Origin of the sequence: Streptomyces sp. YIM 98790 (assembly GCF_011421595.1) — a bacterium.
Classification (GTDB): domain Bacteria; phylum Actinomycetota; class Actinomycetes; order Streptomycetales; family Streptomycetaceae; genus Streptomyces.
On sequence record NZ_WTLH01000003.1, the window covers coordinates 65,930 to 85,847 of the forward strand.

Sequence of the window (19,918 nt, forward strand, 5' to 3'; positions counted from 1 at the left end):
CGCCCCGCACGCGCCGGAAGGAGCACGCATGCCGGCCAAGCCGCCCGCCGAGGACCCGGTCCAGGACGCACCGGAGGTCTCCGCACCCCCCGCATCCGCGGCCGGCCTGCCGGCCGTCGCCCGCAGCCTGCGCATGGCCCATCGCCAGATGGGCGCCCGGCGCACCGCCCTCACCCTGCTCCACGTCAACCAGCACGACGGCTTCGACTGCCCCGGCTGCGCCTGGCCCGAGCCGGACCGCCCGCACACCGCCGAGTTCTGCGAGAACGGCGTCAAGGCGGTCGCCGAGGAGGCCACCGTGCGCCGGGCCGGCCCGGACTTCTTCGCCCGCCACGCACTGGCGGACCTCGCCCGCCGCTCCGGCTACTGGCTGGGCCAGCAGGGCCGGCTCGCCGAGCCGATGTACCTGGCCGAGGGCGCGACCCACTACCGGCCGGTGTCCTGGGAACGGGCGCTGTCCCTGGTGGCCGCCGAACTGACCGCCCTGGACTCCCCCGACCAGGCCCTGTTCTACACCTCCGGCCGCACCGGCAACGAGGCCGCCTTCCTCTACCAGCTCTTCGCCCGCTGCTTCGGCACCAACAACCTGCCCGACTGCTCCAACATGTGCCACGAGTCCTCCGGCTCCGCCCTGGCCGAAACCCTCGGCGTGGGCAAGGGCAGCGTGCTGCTGGAGGACCTCTACCGGGCCGATCTGATCATCGTCGCCGGACAGAACCCGGGCACCAACCACCCCCGGATGCTCACCGCCCTGGAGCGCGCCAAGGCGGCCGGAGCCCGCATCATCACCGTCAACCCGCTCCCCGAGGCCGGGCTGCGCCGCTTCAACAACCCGCAGACCGCGCGCGGCCTCGCCGGACGCGGCCCCGAGCTGACCGACCTCTTCCTCCAGATCCGCATCGGCGGCGACCAGGCCCTGTTCCGGATGCTGGGCGCGCTGCTGCTGCGCGCCGCCGAACAGGACGGCCGCACCGACGCCCTCGACCACGACTTCCTCACCCGCCACACCCACGGCTTCGAGCAGTACGCCGAGGCCGCCCGGGCCACCGGCTGGGCGGAGACCCTGGCCGCCACCGGCCTGGCCCGGGAGGACATCGAGGCCGCGCTGCGCATGGTGCTGGACGCCCGCTCCGTCATCGTCTGCTGGGCCATGGGCCTCACCCAGCACAAGCACTCGGTGCCCACCATCCGCGAGGTGGTCAACTTCCTGCTGCTGCGCGGCAACGTCGGCCGCCCCGGCGCCGGGGTCTGCCCCGTGCGCGGGCACAGCAACGTGCAGGGCGACCGGACCATGGGCATCACCGAGCGCCCCGCACCCGCCTTCCTGGACGCCCTGGAGAAGGAATTCGGCTTCGCGCCCCCGCGCGCGCCCGGCCTGGACACCGTCGGCTCCATCCGGGCGCTGCGCGACGGCCGGGCCCGGGTGTTCTTCGCGCTCGGCGGCAACTTCGTCTCCGCCGCCCCCGACACCGAGGTCACCGAGGACGCCATGCGCCGCGCCCGGCTGACCGTGCACGTGTCCACCAAGCTCAACCGCTCCCACGTGGTGCCCGGCGCCCGCGCCCTGATCCTGCCCGCCCTGGGCCGCACCGAGCGCGACGAACGGGACGGCACCGAGCGGTTCGTCACCGTGGAGGACTCCATGGGCATGGTGCACGCCTCGCGCGGCCGGCTCGCCCCGGCCTCCCCCTCCCTGCTGTCCGAAGTGGAGATCGTCTGCCGGCTGGCCCGCCGGGTGCTCGGCCCGGACCACCCGCTGCCCTGGGAGGAGTTCGCCCGCGACTACGCGGCGGTACGGGACCGCATCGCCCGCGTGGTGCCCGGCTTCGAGGACTTCAACGAGCGGATCACCCGGCCCGGCGGCTTCGCCCTCCCGCACGCCCCGCGCGACGAGCGCCGCTTCCCCACCGCCACCGGCAAGGCCAACTTCACCGCCGCCCCGGTGGAGCACCCCCGGGTGCCGGAAGGCCGGCTGCTGCTCCAGACCCTCCGCTCGCACGACCAGTTCAACACCACCGTCTACGGGCTGGACGACCGCTACCGGGGCGTGCGGGGCGGCCGCCGGGTGGTGTTCGTGCACCCCGAGGACGCCCGGCGGCTCGGCCTGGCCGACGGCTGCTACGCCGACATCAGCAGCGAGTGGGAGGACGGCCGGGAACGCACCGCCCCCGGCTTCCGGGTGATCCACTACCCCACCGCCCGCGGCTGCGCCGCCGCCTACTACCCCGAGACCAATGTGCTGGTCCCGCTGGACGCCACCGCCGACATCAGCAACACCCCGGCCAGCAAGTCCCTGGTGGTGCGGCTCACACCGGCCGCCGGCTGAGCGCTGGCTTAGGCTGCGCACAGATCACGGAACCGCACGAGGCGATCGGAGCCAGACCCATGGGCGAGTACATCCCGCAGGCCGCACCGCACACCGGCCCGGACGGCGACGCGGACGGCGGCGGGAACGGCGGCGGGAACGGCGGCGGGGCGCCCGTGTTCCCACAGGAGATCCTGCGGCAGTGGGCCGGGCTGGGCATCGACCTGCCCGCCCTGTTCTCCGCCGGCGCGCTGGGCAACCGCATGGGCCTGACCGTGCTGGAGGCATCCCCCGACAAGGTCGTCGGCACCCTGCCGGTCACCGGCAACACCCAGCCCTACGGGCTGCTGCACGGCGGCGCCTCCGCCGTGCTCGCCGAGACCCTGGCCTCGGTCGGCGCCATGCTGCACGGCGGCCCGCACAAACTGGCCGTCGGCGTGGACCTCAACTGCACCCACCACCGCGCGGTGCGCACCGGCACCGTCACCGGCACCGCCACCCCGGTGCACGCCGGCCGCACCTCCGCCACCTACGAGGTGGTCATCACCGACGACGACGGGCGGCGGGTCTGCAGCGCCCGCCTGACCTGCGCGCTGCGCGACAACCCGGAGGTGCCGCGCGCGTAACGGGCCGCACCCAGGACGGGACGGCCACGGGCCGGGACGCGTCACGCGTCCCGGCCCGCCGCATCGGGCGGCCGGCATCCCGGCGGCCGGCCGCTCAGCCGCGCTCGGCCCCGGCCCCCTCCCCGGACGGAAGGTGCTCGGCCTCCACATGCTCGCCCAGATAGGCCGCCCGGATCCGCGGATCGGACAGCAGCTCCCCGGCCGGCCCCGACATCACCAGCTCCCCGGTCTCCAGCACATAGCCCCGGTTCGCCAGCTGGAGCGCCTGGGTGGCGTTCTGCTCCACCAGCAGCAGCGTGGTGCCCTGCTCGTTGATCTCCCGAAGGATCTCGAAGATCTGCTGCACGATCAGCGGCGCCAGGCCCATCGACGGCTCGTCCAGCAGCAGCAGCTCCGGCTTGCCCATCAGCGCCCGCCCGATGGCCAGCATCTGCTGCTCACCGCCGGACAGCGTGCCCGCCACCTGCTTGCGCCGCTCCTGGAGCCGCGGAAAGAGCGCGAACACCCGCTCCAGGTCCGCCGGATCGGGGCGGCGCAGCCGGTAGGCGCCCATGTTGAGGTTCTCCAGCACGGTCATCCGGTCGAAGACCCGCCGGCCCTCCGGCACGTGCCCCAGCCCGAACCGCACCAGCTGGTGCGACTTGATGCCGTCGATCCGCTCGCCGTGCAGCAGCACCTCGCCCGAGCGCGGCGCCAGCATGCCCGACACGGTCTTCAGCGTGGTCGACTTGCCCGCGCCGTTGGCGCCCAGCAGGGCCACCACCTCGCCCGGGTGCACCACCAGATCGACGCCCTTCAGCGCCTCGATCGAGCCGTAGGCCACATGCAGGCGGCGCAGCTCCAGCAGCGGCACCCCGGCGGGCTCCTTCTCCAGCGACGGCTTCGACGTCATGCCCGCTCCTCGCCCTCGTCGCCCCGGCCGGACTCCGGCCCGGCCCCGGAGCCCCGCTCCGGGTCCCGGTCCTGCTGCTCCCGTGCCTGCTGCTCCTGCTGCTCCTGCCCGGCCAGCATCTCGGTCACCACCGCGGAGTCCTCCTCCGCCGACGACCCCAGATAGGCCTCGATCACCGCCGGATCGCGCTGCACCTCGCCCGGCGTGCCCTCGGCGATCTTCCGGCCGAAGTTCAGCACCATCACCCGGTCCGCCACCGACATCACCAGCCGCATGTCGTGCTCGATCAGCAGCACACTCACCGCCAGCTCCACGTTGATCCGGCGGATCAGCTCCTCCAGATCCCGCTTCTCCGTCGGGTTGGTGCCCGCGGCCGGCTCGTCCAGCAGCAGCAGCTCCGGCTCGGTGGCCAGTGCCCGGGCGATCTCCAGCCGCCGCTGCTCGCCGTAGCTGAGCGAGGAGGCCAGCTCGTTCAGCCGGTGCCCCAGCCCCACGAACTGCATCACCTCGTGCGCCCTGCGGTCGCTGTCCCGCTCCGCCCGCCGGGCGTGCGGCAGCCCCAGCATGATCGACACCGGGTCCGTCTTCTGCCGCGTCTCCACGGCGATCTTGACGTTCTCCAGCGCGGTCAGCGCACCGAACAGCCGGATGTTCTGGAAGGTGCGGGCCACGCCCAGCCGGGACACCCGGAACGGCTTGCGGCCCCGCAGCTCGAACTCGCCGCCGCGCCGCGGCCGGTACCGGATATGCCCCTCCTGCGGCACATAGGCACCGGTCAGCGAGTTGAACAGGGACGTCTTCCCCGCCCCGTTCGGCCCGATCACCGCCAGCACCTCACCCCGGCACATCCGCAGATCCACCCGGTCCAGGGAGGTCAGCCCGCCGAACCGCAGAGTCACCCCGGAGACGTCCAGCACATGGCCGTCCGCCGTCGCCGGGCCGGCAGCGCCACCGGGCCCGTCCGCCGCCCGCTTGACCATCTCGGTCGTCATACCTTCCTGCCCTCCGACGTACTCAGCGCATCCGCTCCGCCGGTACCCTCCTCGGCCATCTCCAGCTCGCGTCTGCGCCGCCGGGACGGCAGCAGACCCTGCGGGCGGTAGATCATCATGACCACCAGCAGCGCGCCCAGATACATGTACCGGTCCTGCGCCGGCACCCAGTCCCGCAGCGCCTCCGGCAACCAGATCAGGATCGCCGCGCCCAGCAGCACACCCGGAATCGAGCCCATCCCGCCGAAGATCACATACGACAGCACCAGAATGGAGAACAGCAGCACGAACAGCTCGGAGTTGATGTATCCCAGCTTGCTCGCGTAGATCACCCCGGCCACACCCGAGGTGGAGGCCCCGATGGCGAACGCCAGCAGCTTGAAGCGCACCGTGTCCACCCCGGTCGCGGCGGCCGCCACCTCGTCCTCCCGGATCGCGGTCCACGCCCGGCCCACCCGGGAATGCTCCAGCCGCACGAAGAGGAAGATCAGCAGCACGATCACGGCCAGCAGGAGCCAGTAGTACGGCTTGGTGTCCAGACCCCAGCGATAGCTGAAGAAGCCCAGATCGATTTCGAACCGGTCCACCGAGGCACCCGAGGTACCACCCGTCACCTCACGCCAGTTCTTGGCCGCCAGGTACACGATCTCGTGGAAGCCCAGCGTCACGATCGCCAGATAGTCGCCGCGCAATCGCAGCGTCGGCGCGCCCAGCAGTACACCGGCGACCAGACAGGTCACCACCGCGATCGGGATCACCAGGAAGTTGTTCAGCACCACCGGCGGCTCCACCGGCAGCGAACCCGTCCAGAACGCCGCGCTGTAGGCGCCGATCGCGAAGAAGGCGATGAAGCCCAGATCCAGCATGCCGGCCCAGCCGACCACCACGTTCAGGCCGATCACCAGCAGCACATAGATGCCGATCTGGTCCACCAGCACCGTCCGCCAGTAGGGCGTCACCAGCAGCGGCAGCACCACCAGGAACACCGCCACCGCGGTCAGCACCAGCCAGCGCACCAGGGGCCTGCCCCGCCACGCCTCCCGGCCCTGGGACAGCGGACCGGACGACGCCGACCGCGCCTGCTCCCTGGTCCACGACCAGGCCGCGCCGATCTGCTCGCTGACGAACTCCCGCATCACCCAGACCAGCAGGGCGGCGCCCAGCCAGATCCACATCCCGGTGCCGGTGGTGTTCTCCTTCAGCGCCAGGAAAATGTCCGAGCTCGTGCCCTCCCGGCCGGTGACCTGCGCACCGACCAGGGCCGTGCCCAGCAGCGCCGCCAGCCGCCGCCACCGCGGCTGCTGGTACCAGCGGGTGGCGCGCAGCCTCACCGCCGCCGACATGTCCGGGCCGCCGCCGTCGCCGCCGCCCGGACGCTTGGAAACCGTCGTCGCTGTCATGCCGCCCTCGCAACCCGCTCGCCGAGAATGCCGGTCGGCCGGAACATCAGCACCAGCACCAGGGCGGCGAACGCGCCCACGTACCGCCACGCGTCACCGAACACGTCGACCGTGAACGCCTCCACCACGCCGAGCAGCAGCCCGCCGAGCATGGCTCCGCGCACATTGCCGATGCCGCCGAGCACTGCCGCGGCGAACGCCGTGATGCCCGGCAGAAAGCCCATGGTGGGAAAGACCTGCACATTGGTGCCGAACAGAAAACCGGCCACCCCGCCCATCAGGCCGCCCAGCACAAAGGTGCGGGAGACCACCTTGTCGATGTCCACGCCCATCAGCGAGGCCACCTCCGGGTCCTGGGCCACCGCCCGGATGCCCGACCCCAGCTTGGTGCGGTTCACCACGTAGTCGACCCCGAACAGCATCACCACCGCCGAGCCGAGGATCAGCAGCTGGGTGATGTTCAGCGAGGTGCCGAAAACGGTCAGGACCCGCTTGTTCTCGTACGTCGACGGCATCGGCACGGCGTTCCGGCCGAAGATCTTGCCCGCCAGGTTGTAGAGGAAGAACGAGGCGCCGATCGCGGTGATCAGGAAGACCAGCCGTGGCGCCCGGCGTCTGCGCAGCGGCCGGTAGGCCACCTTTTCCAGGAAGTACGCCACGGTGCCGCCGAGCGCCGCACCGCCGAGGATGCCCAGCAGCACATAGCCGACGGACTGCAGTCCGGAGGGGTCGGCGACGGGTGCCACCAGGGTCAGGACGATCAGGCCGCCGAAGCCGCCCGACATGAAGACTTCACTGTGCGCGAAGTTGAGCAGTTGGAGAACGCCGTAGACAAGTGTGTAACCGATGGCGATCACGGCGTAGAGAGAGCCGAGCACCAGTCCCAGGACGAAGACGTCCCAGATGTCGTTGATGGTCATCGAGGGCACATCCTTGTGAGGCACCGCCGCCGGGCCGGCTCGGCCGGGGACGGCGGTGGACAGCGGAGCGGCGGGGCGTGGGATCGGCCACGCCCCGCCTCAGCACGCGTTGGAGCGGGGAAACAGGCCGGCGTCAGCCGCCGGTCACCTCCGTGATGTCCCCGAGCGACGTGATGGCACCGCCGGTCACCTGGTACATGTAGATGCCCGCGCCGTTGTACTCACCGGTCTCGGTGAAGCTCAGCGTCTTGGCCACACCCTCGTGGGTGCCGGCCGCCAGCGCCTCGTAGACCGACTTGGCATCCGCGCCGTCGCCCAGCTCGGCGACCGCCTCGATGATCATCTTCGTGGCGTCGTAGGCCTCGGGCGAGTAGGTGCCCGGCTCGGCGTCGAACGCGGCCTTGTACCGGTCGATGAAGCTCTGGCCGGCCTCGTCCGTGGTCAGGTCACGGCAGGGGCAGCTCAGGTACCAGTTCTCGGCGGCGGCCCCGGCCAGGGAGACGAACTGCGGGTCCTTGACACCGTCGCCGCCGAGCCCGATGCCCTCGTAGCCGGCCTCGTTCAGCTTCACCGCCAGCGGGCCCGCCTGCGAGTAGTAGCCGGTGTAGGCCACCGCGCCGGCTCCGGACTCCACCACGGTGCGGGCGATGCCGCTGTGGTCCACGGTGTCGGCCGGGACGCTCTCCCGGACCACCTCGACACCGGCCTCCTCCAGGTGCTGCTGGGCCACGTCGGCCAGCCCCACCGCGTAGTCGTCGGTGTCGTCGATGAGCACCGCCTTGGCGATGTCCTGGGAGACGAAGAAGTCGGCGATCGCCTTGCCCTGCTCGGCGTCGCTCGGCACGGCGCGCAGGAAGGTCTTGAAGCCCTTCTCGGTCAGGTCGGGGCGGGTCGCCGACGGGGTCAGCGCGGCGATGCCGGCCTCGCCGTAGTTCGGCGCCGCGACCTCGGCGGCACCGGAGAAGGCCGGGCCGACCACGGCGATCACGCCGGCGTCGATGGCCGACTGGGCGGCGGCGGTCGCCTTGCCCGGCTCGCCGCCGTCGTCCGCCTCGAAGAGCTCGAACTTGACGTCGTACTCGCCGGACTCGTTCGCCTCGTCGATGGCCAGCTGGACGCCGTTGACCATGTTGACGCCGAGCTGGACGTTGGGCCCGGACAGGGGCCCCTGGTAGGCGATCTTGAACGTCGCGCCGTCCCCGCCGCCGCCTCCGCCTCCACTGCCACCGTTGCTGTCATCACTGCAGGCGGTGAGGGCGAGGGCACCGATCGCGAACGGTATCGCGAGTTTCGCGAGCCTCTTGGTGAGCATGCAAACCCCCTGGACGAGTCCAGATCAGACGTCACCGCACGGGACCCGTGCTCAGGCGCACACTGGTGCGGCGTGCAGCGGAATCTATTGCCTTCACACAGATCACACATAGACGGTCGAACCAGATGTGATCGCCTCGTGACCTCCGCCATGTGCCGGAAACAGAACGCGGCACTCCGCTGAGCGGACATCCGCCCCGACTCCCCCGCACACCGCCCGTACCACCAAAACCGCTGATCAGCCGGGCACTTCAAGCCCTGCCCAGGCACCGGCGACAGCAAACGGGAGCGCTCCGGATTCCGCAATCCGAGACGCTCCCGCTTGTCGTGACCAGAACAGCGATTTGCGGCTGTTACTAAGGTGCGTTCACTTCTTTTGCTGCTGACGCCGTTCTTCGGCATCGGCGAGAATTGCCTCCGCCACCTGCTTCATGGACAGCCGCCGGTCCATCGAGGTCTTCTGAATCCAGCGGAAGGAGGCGGGCTCGGTCAGCCCGTACTGGGTCTGCAGCACACTCTTGGCCCGGTCCACCAGCTTGCGGGTCTCCAGCCGCTGGGTGAGATCGTCGACCTCGGCCGAGAGCGCCTTCAGCTCCGTGAAGCGGGAGACCGCGATCTCGATGGCGGGCACCACATCGCTCTTGGAGAACGGCTTCACCAGATAGGCCATGGCCCCGGCGTCCCGGGCCCGCTCGACCAGCTCCCGCTGGGAGAAGGCGGTCAGCATCAGCACCGGCGCGATGTTGTCGCCGGCGATCTTCTCGGCCGCCGAGATGCCGTCCATCACCGGCATCTTCACGTCCAGAATGACCAGGTCCGGCTTGTGCTCCCGGGCCAGGTCCACGGCCGTCTGGCCGTCCCCGGCCTCGCCCACCACGGTGTAGCCCTCTTCTTCGAGCATCTCTTTCAGGTCGAGCCGGATCAGCGCCTCGTCCTCGGCGATGACCACACGGGTGGTCTCCGGCGGTACGTGGGCGCTGGACTGTTCTGCCTCAACCGCCTCAACGGAAGGCTCAGGGACGTCGGCGGTGCTCACAATGCTCCTCAGCTCATGCCAACCGGGCATGAACGACTGTACCCAGTCGCTCGCTGCCCGTGTGAGCCGGTAGACTGCGCCCTGGCTTTGCCAGGCCGGGTTGGCGGAATCAGGCAGACGCCGAGGTCTCAAACACCTCTGCCCGCAAGGGCGTGCGGGTTCGAATCCCGCACCCGGCACTCATGATCACCGGTCCGGGTGAAAGACGGCCGGTTCCTTCGGCACCCCACGGGTCTCGTGCAACGCTTAGCTCATGGAGCAGTACCCACCGTCCGTCCGCTCCGCGGCCCTGGCCATGATCCGCCAGGGCGCTTCCTACGCCGACGTGACCGAGCGCTTCGGCGTCCCGCGTGGCACTCTCGGCTGGTGGCGGTCGCAGGAGCGTCGCGCCCTCGGTATTCCGGTACCGGATCACCGTCCCGACTGTCCCAGGTGCCAGGGCCGCCCGTTCGGCCACAGCGCGTACAGCTACCTGCTCGGCCTGTACCTCGGAGACGGCCACATCATCTCCCGGGGCAAGCAGCACCACCTGTCCCTCTTCTGCTCCGCCCGATGGCCTGGCCTGGTCCAGGCGGCAGAAGAGGCGATGCAGGCCGTGATGAGCCGGCCAAGGATCAGCCGACGGACCCGGAACGGCTGTGTCGAGGTCAAGTCGTTCTCACGGCACTGGGTGTGCATGTTCCCGCAGCACGGTCCCGGCAGGAAACACGAGCGGCGGATCGTGCTGGAGTCCTGGCAGGAGACCATCGTGGACGAACACCCGTGGGAATTCGTCCGCGGCCTGATCCACTCGGACGGGAGCAGGGTCACGAACTGGGTGGTGCGCACCATTGGCGGGGAACCCAAACGCTATGAGTACCCGAGATACTTCTTCACCAACACCTCCGTCGACATCATGGCGCTTTTCACCGGCACACTCGACAGGCTCGGTGTCGAATGGCGAAGCCTGCGCCAGCACCGCAGGGCCGTGACCGTCTCCATCGCACGGCGGGAGTCGGTGGCGCTGCTGGATGCGCGTGTCGGGGCGAAGTACTGATCAGGGGGCGGGGTCGGGCTGGCGGGGGACGGTGAGGGCCTGCTCGGACCCGCCCGCCGGTCCGGCGGGAGCGGTCTCCGGCCCGGCACCGGGCCCGTAGGCCTCGTGCGGCGGGGTGTTGAGCCACAGGCGGCGGCCGACGACCAGCCAGATGATCCAGGAGGCGGCGATGAAGCCGGTCAGCCCGACCAGGGTGTTGGAGAGGAACTCCCCGACCGGGACGGGCTCCACGGTGGCCTTGTCGACCCAGTGGGGGCCGTTCCAGTTCCAGTCCATGGGCGCGCCCTCGATGAACCGGGCCCAGCCGGTCCAGGCGAAAATGCGGCAGGCCCCGTAGAGGAAGTACGCCCGGTAGCAGGCGAGCATCACCCGGTCGGACATGTGCAGGCGGCGCCGGAACCAGCCCCAGGCGGGGTCGGAGGTGACGACGCTGTGGAAGAAGTACTGCGCGCGCAGGGCCTTGAAGCTGAACAGCACGAGGACGAGCCAGAAGAGATCCCAGACCAGTCCCAGGCTGCCGTAGTAGGCGGCGGCGTCGCCGTAGCGGCCTGCCTGGGCGGCGTAGGCCCACATGCTGACGGTGTACTGCTGATCGGTGAACGGGAAGAAGACCATGGTGCCGACGCTGTCGAAGATGTCGGTCAGCACATGGGCGGCGGTGCCGATCAGCAGGCCGAGGGACCATTCGCGGCTCTTGAAGACCCACAGCACCAGCAGGGAGATCACCACGGCGTACATCAGGGAGTGGGTGGGGCCGACGCCGGGCCAGCCGCGGTGGTACTCCCAGGGATTGTCCTGCGCCTGGAGGACGAAGCCGCCGAGCTGGATGCCGTAGACCGGCAGCTTGGTCAGCATGTCCGGGGAGAGGCAGCCGATCAGGATGGCCAGGAAGGACACCTTGACCTTGGTGTGCTTGTGCAGCAGATAGCTTTCGAGTTCGTGGGCGGCCCAGCTCACCGCGTCTCCTCCCCGGAGCCGGTGCGGCTCTTGCGGCGGCGGTCGGCGATCCACCCGGCCACGGCGACGCACACGATGGTGATCGCCGGGCCGGACAGCCAGTTGAGGATCGGTGTGGTGAACAGCGCCCCGCCGACCAGGAGGATGAACACGGCCGCGGCATAACCCGCCTTCTCGGCCGGTCCGGTGCGGTGTACCGGTCCGGCGGGCGCGGCTCCCGGCGCCTGCGGGTCCGTGGTGGTGGTCATCGGTGTGTTCTCCCCCTGGGCGGTCGCGGCGCCGCCGTCACCCCGGCGGCTCGCTGTCCATACTCGGTATGCGGCTCGCCGGGCATCATACTGGGATGCTCACAACTCCCAGGGGTGGGTGTCGAGGTAGGTCCCGGCGCGTCCGGCGTCCCAGGCGCCGTCGGCGACGACGATGCGGTAGCGGTAGGCGAAGGTGTCGCCGGGGGCCAGTGCGAACTCGTCGAAGAACGCCCAGGAGAAGGCGACGGTGGGCCAGGGGGTGGAGCGCACGAACCAGTGCGAGGGGTGGATCGAGCCTTCGTTCTCCGGGTGGTGGGAGAAGAGCAGGGTGGAGTGGCCGTCGGTCTCGTCGTGTTCGGCGGTGAAGCCCAGCCAGGGGGCCTGGGCGGCGGGGGTGCCCATGACGTTCTCGTCGGTGTCCGGGCCCTTGGGGGTGAGGACCTGGCCGCCGGTGAAGTCGCGCGGGCCGCGCCACTGGAGGCCGGTGTAGCCGGCCATGTGGCGGCCGGCGGTGGTGGGGCTGCCGAAGCGGAGGGGTTCGCCGTCACCGCGCACATTGGTCAGCGCGATGCCCCATTCGAGGATCCAGGCGCCTTCGGCGGGGTCGGCGGAGTGCACGGCGAGGGTGCGCTGTTCCTGGGCCCATTCCTGGCCGCCGTGGTTGATCCAGGTGAGGGATTCGGCGAGGTGGACGCGGTGCGGGTGGGCGTCGACGGCGGTGAAGCCGTTGTGCCGCATCCAGCCGACGCGTTCCGGGATGCGCTGGTATCCGGCGGGGTGGATGTAGGAGTTGCCGCCCCAGAAGTTCTGCTCGGAGAGGTGACTGGCGGTCATCTGGATGCCCTTGTGCCAGCGGTGGTCGCTGGGGCGGTAGCCGGTGACCACGTGTCCGGAGAGGGTGCGCACGGGGTGGGCGTAGGGCTTGCGGGATTCGTAGGGCTCGGGGTCGGGGCGGTAGACGTAGGAGAGGATCTCGACCGGTTCTCCGCCGCCGGGTGCGGTGGCCCGGACGGCGACGCGTTCGCCGTGGGTGTGGGTGACGGTCAGCTGTGCGGTCACAGTGTCGCGGCCTCCTTCGGCGCCCGTCCCGGCGCCCAGTCGGGGTGGTTGCCGTGCATGGCGTGGTAGTGGGGGTCGTCGGGGGTGATCTCGCCGGCCCGGACGGTGGCGCCGGTGAAGGCGGCCTTGTAGAGGGCGGCGTTGAACTCCAGGGTGCGGCGGGCGTCGTGGCCGCTGGAGGGCGGGCGGGTGCCGGTGCGCATGGCGGCGAGGATGCCGGCCAGCTGGGCCGCGTGCGAGCTGGGGGTGTCGCCGTCGGGGGTGCGCCAGCGGGTGACCAGGGTGGTGTCGTCGAGGCCGGGGCGCGGGGTGTAGACCCAGTCGTCGTTGGTGTGGCCGTAGAGGTGGGTGAGTTCCACGGTGGCCTCGGCGCAGTCGATGCGGATGCGGCTGACCTCGTCCGGGGAGAGCACGCTGTTGACGACGGTGGCCAGGGTGCCGCCGGAGAAGCGGACGAGGGCGGTGGAGACGTCCTCGGTCTCGATGCCGTGGTGGACCAGGCGGGCGGCCATGGCGCGGATCTCGGTCCAGTCGCCGAGGAGGTGGAGCAGCAGGTCGGTCTGGTGGATGCCGTGGCCCATGGTGGGGCCGCCGCCCTCGCTGGCCCAGCGGCCGCGCCAGTCGACGGCGTAGTAGTCGGCATCGCGGTGCCAGGTGGTCTGGCAGTGGGCGACCAGGGGGGTGCCGAGGTGTCCGTCGCGCAGCAGGGTGCTGGCGTGGACCGCGCCGGAGCCGTAGCGGTGCTGGGCGACCACGGCCGTGTAGGGGCCGCCGTCGGCTTCGGCGGCGGCGATCTCGTCGAACTCGGCGAGGGAGAGGCAGAGCGGCTTCTCGCACCAGACCCAGGCGCCGGACCGCAGGGCGGTGAGGGCCTGGCGGTGGTGCAGGGCCGGGGGTGTGCCGAGCAGGACCAGGTCGGGGTGGGCGCGCTCCAGCATGGTGGCCAGATCGGAGTAGCCGGCCGGGGTGCCGAGGGCGGGGTGGTCGGTTGCCGCCGCGGTGGTGAAGGCATCGAGGCGGACGGGGTCGATGTCGACGGCGGCGACGAGTTCGACGTCGGCGGCGTGCGCGGCCAGGGCGGGCAGATGAGCGCCGGTGACGATGGCGCCGGTGCCGACGACGGCGGCGCGGATGCGGGCTGGTGGTGCGGCCATGGGGATGTGCGGCTCCTGGGCGATGGGCGGCGGCTGCGGAAACCAGAGGGATAGCAAGCGCTTACCACCACCCCATCACGCACCCTGCGCGCGGCGCAAGACCACGGCGGCAAGCGCCTCCGCCGGCCGGGCCGCCCGGTCGAACCGCGACCGGGGGAGAACAGGGAAAGAGAAGAGGAGGGGTGGGGAGTGGTGGGGAGGGGAAAGGCAGAAAGGGAGAACGGGAGAGGAGGCAGGCCCGGGCCGCCGCGCCGTCCCGCGCCGCGCGCTCCCGGCGGCCGGGCCGCGCCCGGAGGCGCGGCGCGGCAGAGGCCGGGTCAGTGGTGCGGGCGCGGGAAGCCGGGCCGAGGTGCCCGGCGGCGGGGCCGGGCGGCGCGGATGCTCAGCGTTCGCCGATGCGGAGGACCTGGACCATGTTGGTGGCGCCGGGGACCATGGGCGGCGAGCCGGCGGTGACCACCACCACGTCGCCCGTCTCGCAGCGGCCCATCCGGGTCAGCCGCTCGTCCACCATGGCGATCATGGCGTCGGTGGAGTCCACGCAGGGCACCAGATGGGTCTCCACGCCCCAGGTCAGGGCGAGCTGGTTGCGGGTGGAGCGGCGCGGGGTGAAGGCGATGACCGGAATGGGCGAGCGGTAGCGGGAGAGCCGCCGCACGGTGTCCCCGGAGAGAGTGAAGGCGACCAGCAGCCGGGCGCCGAGGAAGTCGCCGATCTCGGCGGCCGCGCGGGCCACCGCCCCGCCCTGGGTGTGCGGCTTGGTGGATTCGGTCAGCGGCCTGAGCCCGGCGGCGAGCACGTCCTCCTCGGCGGCCTCCACGATCCGGGCCATGGTGCGGACCGTCTCCAGCGGGTAGCGGCCGACGCTGGTCTCGCCGGAGAGCATCACCGCGTCGGTGCCGTCCAGCACGGCGTTCGCCACGTCGGACGCCTCGGCCCTGGTGGGGCGCGAGGCGTCGATCATGGAGTCCAGCATCTGGGTGGCGACGATGACCGGTTTGGCATTGCGCTTGGCGAGCTTGATGGCCCGCTTCTGCACCATGGGCACGGTTTCCAGCGGGAGTTCGACGCCGAGGTCGCCGCGGGCGACCATGATGCCGTCGAAGGCGTCCACGATGTCCTGGAGGTTCTCCTCGGCCTGGGGCTTCTCGACCTTGGCGATGACCGGGCGGAACCTGCCCTCCTCGGCCATGACGCGGTGCACGTCCTTGATGTCGTCGCCGTTGCGCACGAAGGAGAGGGCGATGATGTCGGCGCCGGTGCGCAGCGCCCAGCGCAGGTCCTCGATGTCCTTGCGGGACAGGGCGGGGACGGAGACGGCGGCGCCGGGCAGATTGATGCCCTTGTGGTCGGAGACCATGCCGCCCTCGGTGACCAGGGTCCGGATCCGGGGGCCGTCGACGGCGGTGACCTGGAGGGCGACCCGGCCGTCGTCGATGAGGACGCGGTCGCCGGCGGTGACGTCGCCGGCCAGGCCGGCGTAGGTGGTGCCGCAGATCTGCTGGGTGCCCGGGGTGTCCTCGGTGGTGATGGTGAAGGTGTCACCGGTTTCGAGCAGTACCGGTCCTTCGCTGANACCGGTTTCGAGCAGTACCGGTCCTTCGCTGAACTTCCCCAGCCGGATCTTCGGGCCTTGAAGATCGGCGAGAATTCCGACCGCGCGTCCGCGCTCTGCCGCAGCGCGCCGTACACGGTGGAAGCGTTCCTCGTGTTCGGCGTGGGTGCCGTGGCTGAGATTGAGGCGGGCGATGTCCATACCCGCGTCAACCAGCCCCGCGATCTGCTCATATGAGTCAGTCGCCGGCCCAAGTGTGCAGACAATCTTCGCTCGGCGCATACCGCCGACTCTATGTATTACCGGCCAGTACGGTGCGGCTGTCCGGCATCAATTCAACGTCTTTTGACCGACGACTTGTTGACGTTCCGTCGCCATTTCATGAATGCGCGGCGGCCTGCTCGGATGAGCGCACCCGCAGAGCCCGGCGCAGGTCGTCCAGCTGGTCGCCGAGGTTGCGGCGCAGCGTCGGGGTGCGGCCCTCCCCGGCCAGGCACTCCTCGCCGAGCCGCAGGGTGCGGTGGTCGGTGAAGCCGCGCGGGAAGGCCTGCCGGCAGGCGGTCTCGGCCAGGGCGTGGCCGCGCCGGGCGGCCAGTTCCGGAAGCAGCTCGAAGTACCGGGCGACATAGGGCCGGAGCAGCTCGCGCTGCTCGGGGTGCCAGAAGCCCTGGGCGGTGGCGGCGAACAGGTAGGCGGAGAGCCGGTCCTCGGCGGAGAACATGTCCTCCCAGGCGGCGGCCTTGGCCTCGGGGTCGGGCAGTGCGGCACGGCAGCGGGCGGCGCCCTCCTTGCCGGTGGCGCCCGGGTCGCGGGTCTCCTCGGCGCTGATCTCGGCGGCGTCGGCCGCGCCCAGCACGGCCAGCCGGTGCAGGAGCTGCCAGCGCAGTTCGGGGTCGAGTTCCGGTCCGCCGGGCACGGTGCCCGCGGTCCACCAGCGGCGCAGGGTGCCGGGTTCGGTGGCGGTGGAGATGAGGGTGCGGACGGCGGCCAGCCGCAGGGCGGCGCCGTCGGGCCGGCCCGCGGCGCGGTCGAAGAGGTCCTGGGCGGTGGCGTGCAGGGTGTGCAGGGCCGCGGTGCGGTGTGGCCCGCCCACGCCGTCCCGGCCGTTCCCCTCCTCCCGGTCCTCCCGTCCGTCCCGGTCGTCCCGGTCGTCCCCGTCGTCCAGATAGCGGTCGGCGATCTGGGTGCGGGCGAACGCGAGCACGCCCTCGACCAGGGCGGTGTCGGTCTCGGCGGGCAGCTGCTCGCGCACCGCCTCCAGAAAGGCGCCGGGCGGGAGTTCGGCATCCCGGACCATGTCGCGGGCGGCGTTCCACACCACGGCGCGGGTGGCCGGGTCCGGGAGGGCGGAGAGGCAGTGCCGGGCGGTGTGCCAGGAGTGCGGGTCGAGCCGGACCTTGGTGTAGCTCAGATCGCGGTCGTTGAGCACCAGCAGGTCGGGGCGGGCGCCCGGCCGGGGCACGGTGAGGGTTCCGGCATCGGTGCCGGTGTCGCCCGGGGCGTCCAGGTCGAGCAGGAAGGGCTCGCCGACGGGGGCGCCGGTGGGGTCGTAACCGCCGACGGCGATGCGGTGCGGGCGGCTGCCGGTGTGCCGCACGCGCAGCAGCCACCCGCCGGGGGCGCCGGGGGCGGTGCCGGGTTCGCCGGCGCCGGTGCCCCCGCCCGTGGCACCGCCCGTGCCACCGGTGCCGCCGGAGGGCTCGGTGACCGGGGTGAGGGTGTCCGGGCCGGTGGTGCGCAGCCAGCGGCCGGCCCAGGCGTGCACATCCCGCTCGGTCGCCCGGCCGAGGGAGTCGAGGAAGTCCGCGAGGGTGGCGTTGCCGAAGCGGTGGCGGGCGAAATGGCCGTTGATGCCGGCCAGGAAGGTGTCCTCGCCGAGCCAGGTGACGAGCTGGCGCAGGGCCGAGGCGCCCTTGGCGTAGGAGATGCCGTCGAAGTTGAGCCAGGCGGAGGCGGTGTCGGGCACGGCGTCCGGCTCGGGAGCGACGGGGTGCGTGGAGGGACGCTGGTCCGCGTCGTAGCCCCAGGACTTGCGGGAGACGGAGAACTCGGTCCAGGGGCGGAAAGCGGTGGTGTCGTCGAGCACCTGGTAGCCCATGTACTCGGCGAAGGACTCGTTGAGCCAGATGTCGTCCCACCAGCGGAGCGTGACGAGGTTGCCGAACCACATGTGGGCCATCTCGTGGGCGATGACCACGCCGCGGGTCTGGCGCTGGGTGTCGGTGACCGCCGAACGGTGGATGAATTCGTCGCGGAACAGGACGAGACCGGGGTTCTCCATCGCCCCGGCGTTGAATTCCGGGACGAATGCCTGGTCGTAGGAGTCGAAGGGGTAGGGCTCGGTGAACAGCGCGTGGTAGCGGTCGAAGGCGCGGCGGGTGAGGTCCAGGATCTCCTCGGCGTCCTTGTCCAGGTGCTCGGCCAGGGACTGGCGGACGTGCAGGGCGAACGGCAGCCCGGCGTGCGTGGTGCGCACCGTGTGCCAGGGGCCGGCCGCCACGGCCATCAGGTAGGTGCTGATCGGCGGGGTGGTGGCGCAGCGCCAGTGCCGCACCGGGGCGCCGGGCGGCCCGTCCGGGCCGGCGGGCAGCGGGGTGGCGGTGCCGTTGCCGAGCACGGTCCAGTCACCCGGTGCGGTGACGGTGACGTCGAAGACGGCCTTGAGGTCGGGCTGGTCGAAGGCGGCGTACACCCGGGGGGCCTCGGCCATGCAGCACATGGAGTACAGGTAGGTGCGGCCGTCCTCCGGGTCGGTGAAGCGGTGCATGCCCTCGCCGGTGTTGGAGTATTCCATGTCGGCCTCGACGGTCAGCCGGTGGCGGCCGGGGGTGAGGCCGGTGAGGGGGAGCCGCCCGTCGCGCAGGGCGGCCGGGTCGAGGGCCCGGCCGTCGAGGCCGGCGTGGTGCAGCCGGGCGGGGCGGAGCTCGGCGAAGGTGTCGCCGGCCTGTCGCGCGGTGAACTCCACGGTGGTCCGGGACCGGAAGGTGCCGGAGCCGGCGGCGGCACTCAGGTCGAGGTCGATCCGGTACCGGTGGACGTCCAGGAGGCGGGCGCGGGTCTGCGCCTCGTCGCGCGTCAGTGTGGGCATGGCACCCATGCTGCCGTACCGGGTACGGCGGCGGCATCCGGGTTTGCCCGGCCGGGCGGTCGCCGCCGCGTGCAAAGGGATGCGGCGGGCGGCCCGGCCGGGGCGCGGTCAGCGGGCCGGGCGGGTGCCGTTGTCGTTCCGGGCGAGGGTCTCGTGGTGCCGGATGACCTCGGCGATGATGAAGTTCAGCAGTTTCTCCGCGAAGCCGGGGTCGAGCCGGGCGCTCTCCGCGAGCTGCCGCAGCCGGGCGATCTGGCGGGCCTCGCGGGCGGGGTCGGCGGGCGGCAGCCGGTGGGCGGCCTTGAGGCGGCCGACCTGCTGGGTGCATTTGAAGCGCTCGGCGAGCATGTGCACCACTGCGGCGTCGATGTTGTCGATGGACTCGCGCAGCCGGGTCAGCTCGGCCCGGACGGATTCGTCGGCGGGCTCCATGCCCGGGGCGGTCTCGGCGGGACCGGGACCGGTCGCGGATTCGCTGTTGCTCACGCTTCCGAGGGTATGGGCACCGGCGGCGCGGGCCGGCGGGCGTCCGCAGCGCGGGCACGGAACCGCCGTGGGTCCGCCGCCGTCCCATCGCCGACGACTGCGAGGAGGGGTTCGTGATGGCTGGATCGACCCGTGTACGGGGTGCGGGGCTGGTGTCGGCGGCGGTGCTGCTCGCCCTGGGGCCGGTCGCCTGCGGGGATGTCCCCGCGGACGGCGGGGGCGGCCCGGCGGCGGAGCAGCCGGGCGCGGGCGGCGGTCCTGAGGAGCCGGTCTCCGACGCGCCCGGCGGCCATGACGCGGCGGACGGCCCGGACGGCTCGGACGGCGGGGAGAGTTCCGGGCCGGACGGGGCGGAGGAGCCGGCGGAGCCGGAGGTGACCGAGCCGCCCGAGCCGGGGGTGTTCCAGCGGCGGGCCGAACGGGTCGCGGCCGCGTGGCCGGATGTCGAACCGCTGCCGGCCTTCGACCCGAACGTGTGGCGGGTGCAGGGGGTGGAGGAGGCGGCCCTCGAGGACACCGCGCTGACCGTGCTGGTGGGTCACGGCAGCTGTGACCACGGCTGGGGTGCCCAGGTCCACGAGACCGCGGAGCTGGTGATCGTCGGCAACTGGACGTTCCAGCGCGAGGGCGAGGTGATGGCCTGCGACGACATGCTGCACCTGGTGGAGATGCGGGTGGAGCTGGCGGAGCCGCTGGGTGAGCGCACCGTCGTGGACGCCGCGACCGGCATGGACGTGTATACGGAGGAGTTCACCGGCGGACTGTGACGGTACCGGCGGGCCGGGCACCGGTCGGCGCAGGCCGGCTGCGCCGGGCACGCGGGCGCGCCGGGCGCCGGCGAGGGTGCCGCGGC

Annotated in this window: 17 protein-coding genes and 1 tRNA gene; 5 read left to right on the forward strand and 13 right to left on the reverse strand. The window is 71.8% G+C overall.

Annotation, left to right across the window (positions count from 1 at the left end; genetic code table 11):
• Nucleotides 1-28: 28 nt before the first annotated feature.
• Nucleotides 29-2,326, forward strand: coding sequence for an FdhF/YdeP family oxidoreductase (locus GQS09_RS01065; protein WP_165984028.1), 2,298 nt, complete (start codon nucleotides 29-31; stop codon nucleotides 2,324-2,326).
• Between the two features lie 59 nt (nucleotides 2,327-2,385).
• Nucleotides 2,386-2,931: a PaaI family thioesterase gene (locus GQS09_RS01070; protein ID WP_165984029.1), complete on the forward strand. Its 546-nt coding sequence runs from the start codon at nucleotides 2,386-2,388 to the stop codon at nucleotides 2,929-2,931.
• Between the two features lie 94 nt (nucleotides 2,932-3,025).
• Here GQS09_RS01070 and GQS09_RS01075 read toward each other — a convergent pair whose 3' ends face one another.
• The 6 genes from GQS09_RS01075 to GQS09_RS01100 form a co-directional block, all read right to left on the reverse strand.
• Entirely contained in the window at nucleotides 3,026-3,823 is a 798-nt protein-coding gene (locus GQS09_RS01075) for an ABC transporter ATP-binding protein (RefSeq protein WP_165984030.1), read from the reverse strand.
• Nucleotides 3,820-4,815 carry an ABC transporter ATP-binding protein gene (locus tag GQS09_RS01080; RefSeq protein WP_165984031.1) on the reverse strand — a complete coding sequence of 332 codons (996 nt, stop codon included), beginning with the start codon at nucleotides 4,813-4,815 and terminating at the stop codon, nucleotides 3,820-3,822. The genes GQS09_RS01075 and GQS09_RS01080 overlap by 4 nt, the downstream gene beginning before the upstream one ends.
• Nucleotides 4,812-6,215: a branched-chain amino acid ABC transporter permease gene (locus GQS09_RS01085; protein ID WP_243761007.1), complete on the reverse strand. Its 1,404-nt coding sequence runs from the start codon at nucleotides 6,213-6,215 to the stop codon at nucleotides 4,812-4,814. Before GQS09_RS01085 ends, GQS09_RS01080 begins: the two co-directional genes overlap by 4 nt.
• Nucleotides 6,212-7,135 carry a branched-chain amino acid ABC transporter permease gene (locus GQS09_RS01090; RefSeq protein WP_165984032.1) on the reverse strand — a complete coding sequence of 308 codons (924 nt, stop codon included), beginning with the start codon at nucleotides 7,133-7,135 and terminating at the stop codon, nucleotides 6,212-6,214. Before GQS09_RS01090 ends, GQS09_RS01085 begins: the two co-directional genes overlap by 4 nt.
• Nucleotides 7,136-7,268: 133 nt before the next feature.
• The gene (locus tag GQS09_RS01095) at nucleotides 7,269-8,447 is read right to left on the reverse strand and encodes a branched-chain amino acid ABC transporter substrate-binding protein (RefSeq protein WP_165984033.1); all 1,179 of its coding nucleotides are present in this window, start codon (nucleotides 8,445-8,447) and stop codon (nucleotides 7,269-7,271) included.
• A gap of 366 nt (nucleotides 8,448-8,813) precedes the next feature.
• Complete coding sequence (locus GQS09_RS01100; protein ID WP_165984034.1) at nucleotides 8,814-9,512, reverse strand: response regulator; 699 nt, start codon at nucleotides 9,510-9,512, stop codon at nucleotides 8,814-8,816.
• A gap of 64 nt (nucleotides 9,513-9,576) precedes the next feature.
• Between GQS09_RS01100 and GQS09_RS01105 the strand changes: the two genes are divergently transcribed.
• Nucleotides 9,577-9,661: transfer RNA gene (locus GQS09_RS01105), tRNA-Leu, on the forward strand.
• 74 nt (nucleotides 9,662-9,735) lie between these two features.
• The gene (locus GQS09_RS01110) at nucleotides 9,736-10,518 is read left to right on the forward strand and encodes a helix-turn-helix domain-containing protein (protein ID WP_165984035.1); all 783 of its coding nucleotides are present in this window, start codon (nucleotides 9,736-9,738) and stop codon (nucleotides 10,516-10,518) included.
• Here the strand turns inward: GQS09_RS01110 and GQS09_RS01115 are convergent, their stop codons facing one another.
• The 7 genes from GQS09_RS01115 to GQS09_RS01145 form a co-directional block, all read right to left on the reverse strand.
• Nucleotides 10,519-11,475 (reverse strand): metal-dependent hydrolase, encoded by a 957-nt coding sequence (locus GQS09_RS01115; RefSeq protein ID WP_165984036.1) that lies wholly within the window; start codon nucleotides 11,473-11,475, stop codon nucleotides 10,519-10,521. It lies immediately after the preceding gene.
• Entirely contained in the window at nucleotides 11,472-11,723 is a 252-nt protein-coding gene (locus GQS09_RS01120; protein ID WP_165984037.1) for a hypothetical protein, read from the reverse strand. Before GQS09_RS01120 ends, GQS09_RS01115 begins: the two co-directional genes overlap by 4 nt.
• A gap of 99 nt (nucleotides 11,724-11,822) precedes the next feature.
• Nucleotides 11,823-12,782: a PmoA family protein gene (locus GQS09_RS01125; protein ID WP_165984038.1), complete on the reverse strand. Its 960-nt coding sequence runs from the start codon at nucleotides 12,780-12,782 to the stop codon at nucleotides 11,823-11,825.
• Nucleotides 12,779-13,936, reverse strand: coding sequence for a Gfo/Idh/MocA family protein (locus GQS09_RS01130; RefSeq protein WP_165984039.1), 1,158 nt, complete (start codon nucleotides 13,934-13,936; stop codon nucleotides 12,779-12,781). The genes GQS09_RS01125 and GQS09_RS01130 overlap by 4 nt, the downstream gene beginning before the upstream one ends.
• 382 nt (nucleotides 13,937-14,318) lie before the next feature.
• The gene (gene pyk, locus GQS09_RS01135; RefSeq protein ID WP_165984040.1) at nucleotides 14,319-15,773 is read right to left on the reverse strand and encodes a pyruvate kinase; all 1,455 of its coding nucleotides are present in this window, start codon (nucleotides 15,771-15,773) and stop codon (nucleotides 14,319-14,321) included.
• Between the two features lie 97 nt (nucleotides 15,774-15,870).
• The gene (gene pepN / locus GQS09_RS01140; protein WP_165984041.1) at nucleotides 15,871-18,579 is read right to left on the reverse strand and encodes an aminopeptidase N; all 2,709 of its coding nucleotides are present in this window, start codon (nucleotides 18,577-18,579) and stop codon (nucleotides 15,871-15,873) included.
• 108 nt (nucleotides 18,580-18,687) lie between these two features.
• The gene (locus GQS09_RS01145) at nucleotides 18,688-19,011 is read right to left on the reverse strand and encodes a chorismate mutase (RefSeq protein ID WP_165984050.1); all 324 of its coding nucleotides are present in this window, start codon (nucleotides 19,009-19,011) and stop codon (nucleotides 18,688-18,690) included.
• A 170-nt stretch (nucleotides 19,012-19,181) separates the two neighbouring features.
• Here GQS09_RS01145 and GQS09_RS01150 point away from each other — a divergent pair, with 170 nt between their 5' ends.
• Nucleotides 19,182-19,832 (forward strand): hypothetical protein, encoded by a 651-nt coding sequence (locus GQS09_RS01150; protein WP_165984042.1) that lies wholly within the window; start codon nucleotides 19,182-19,184, stop codon nucleotides 19,830-19,832.
• Nucleotides 19,833-19,918: the final 86 nt, after the last annotated feature.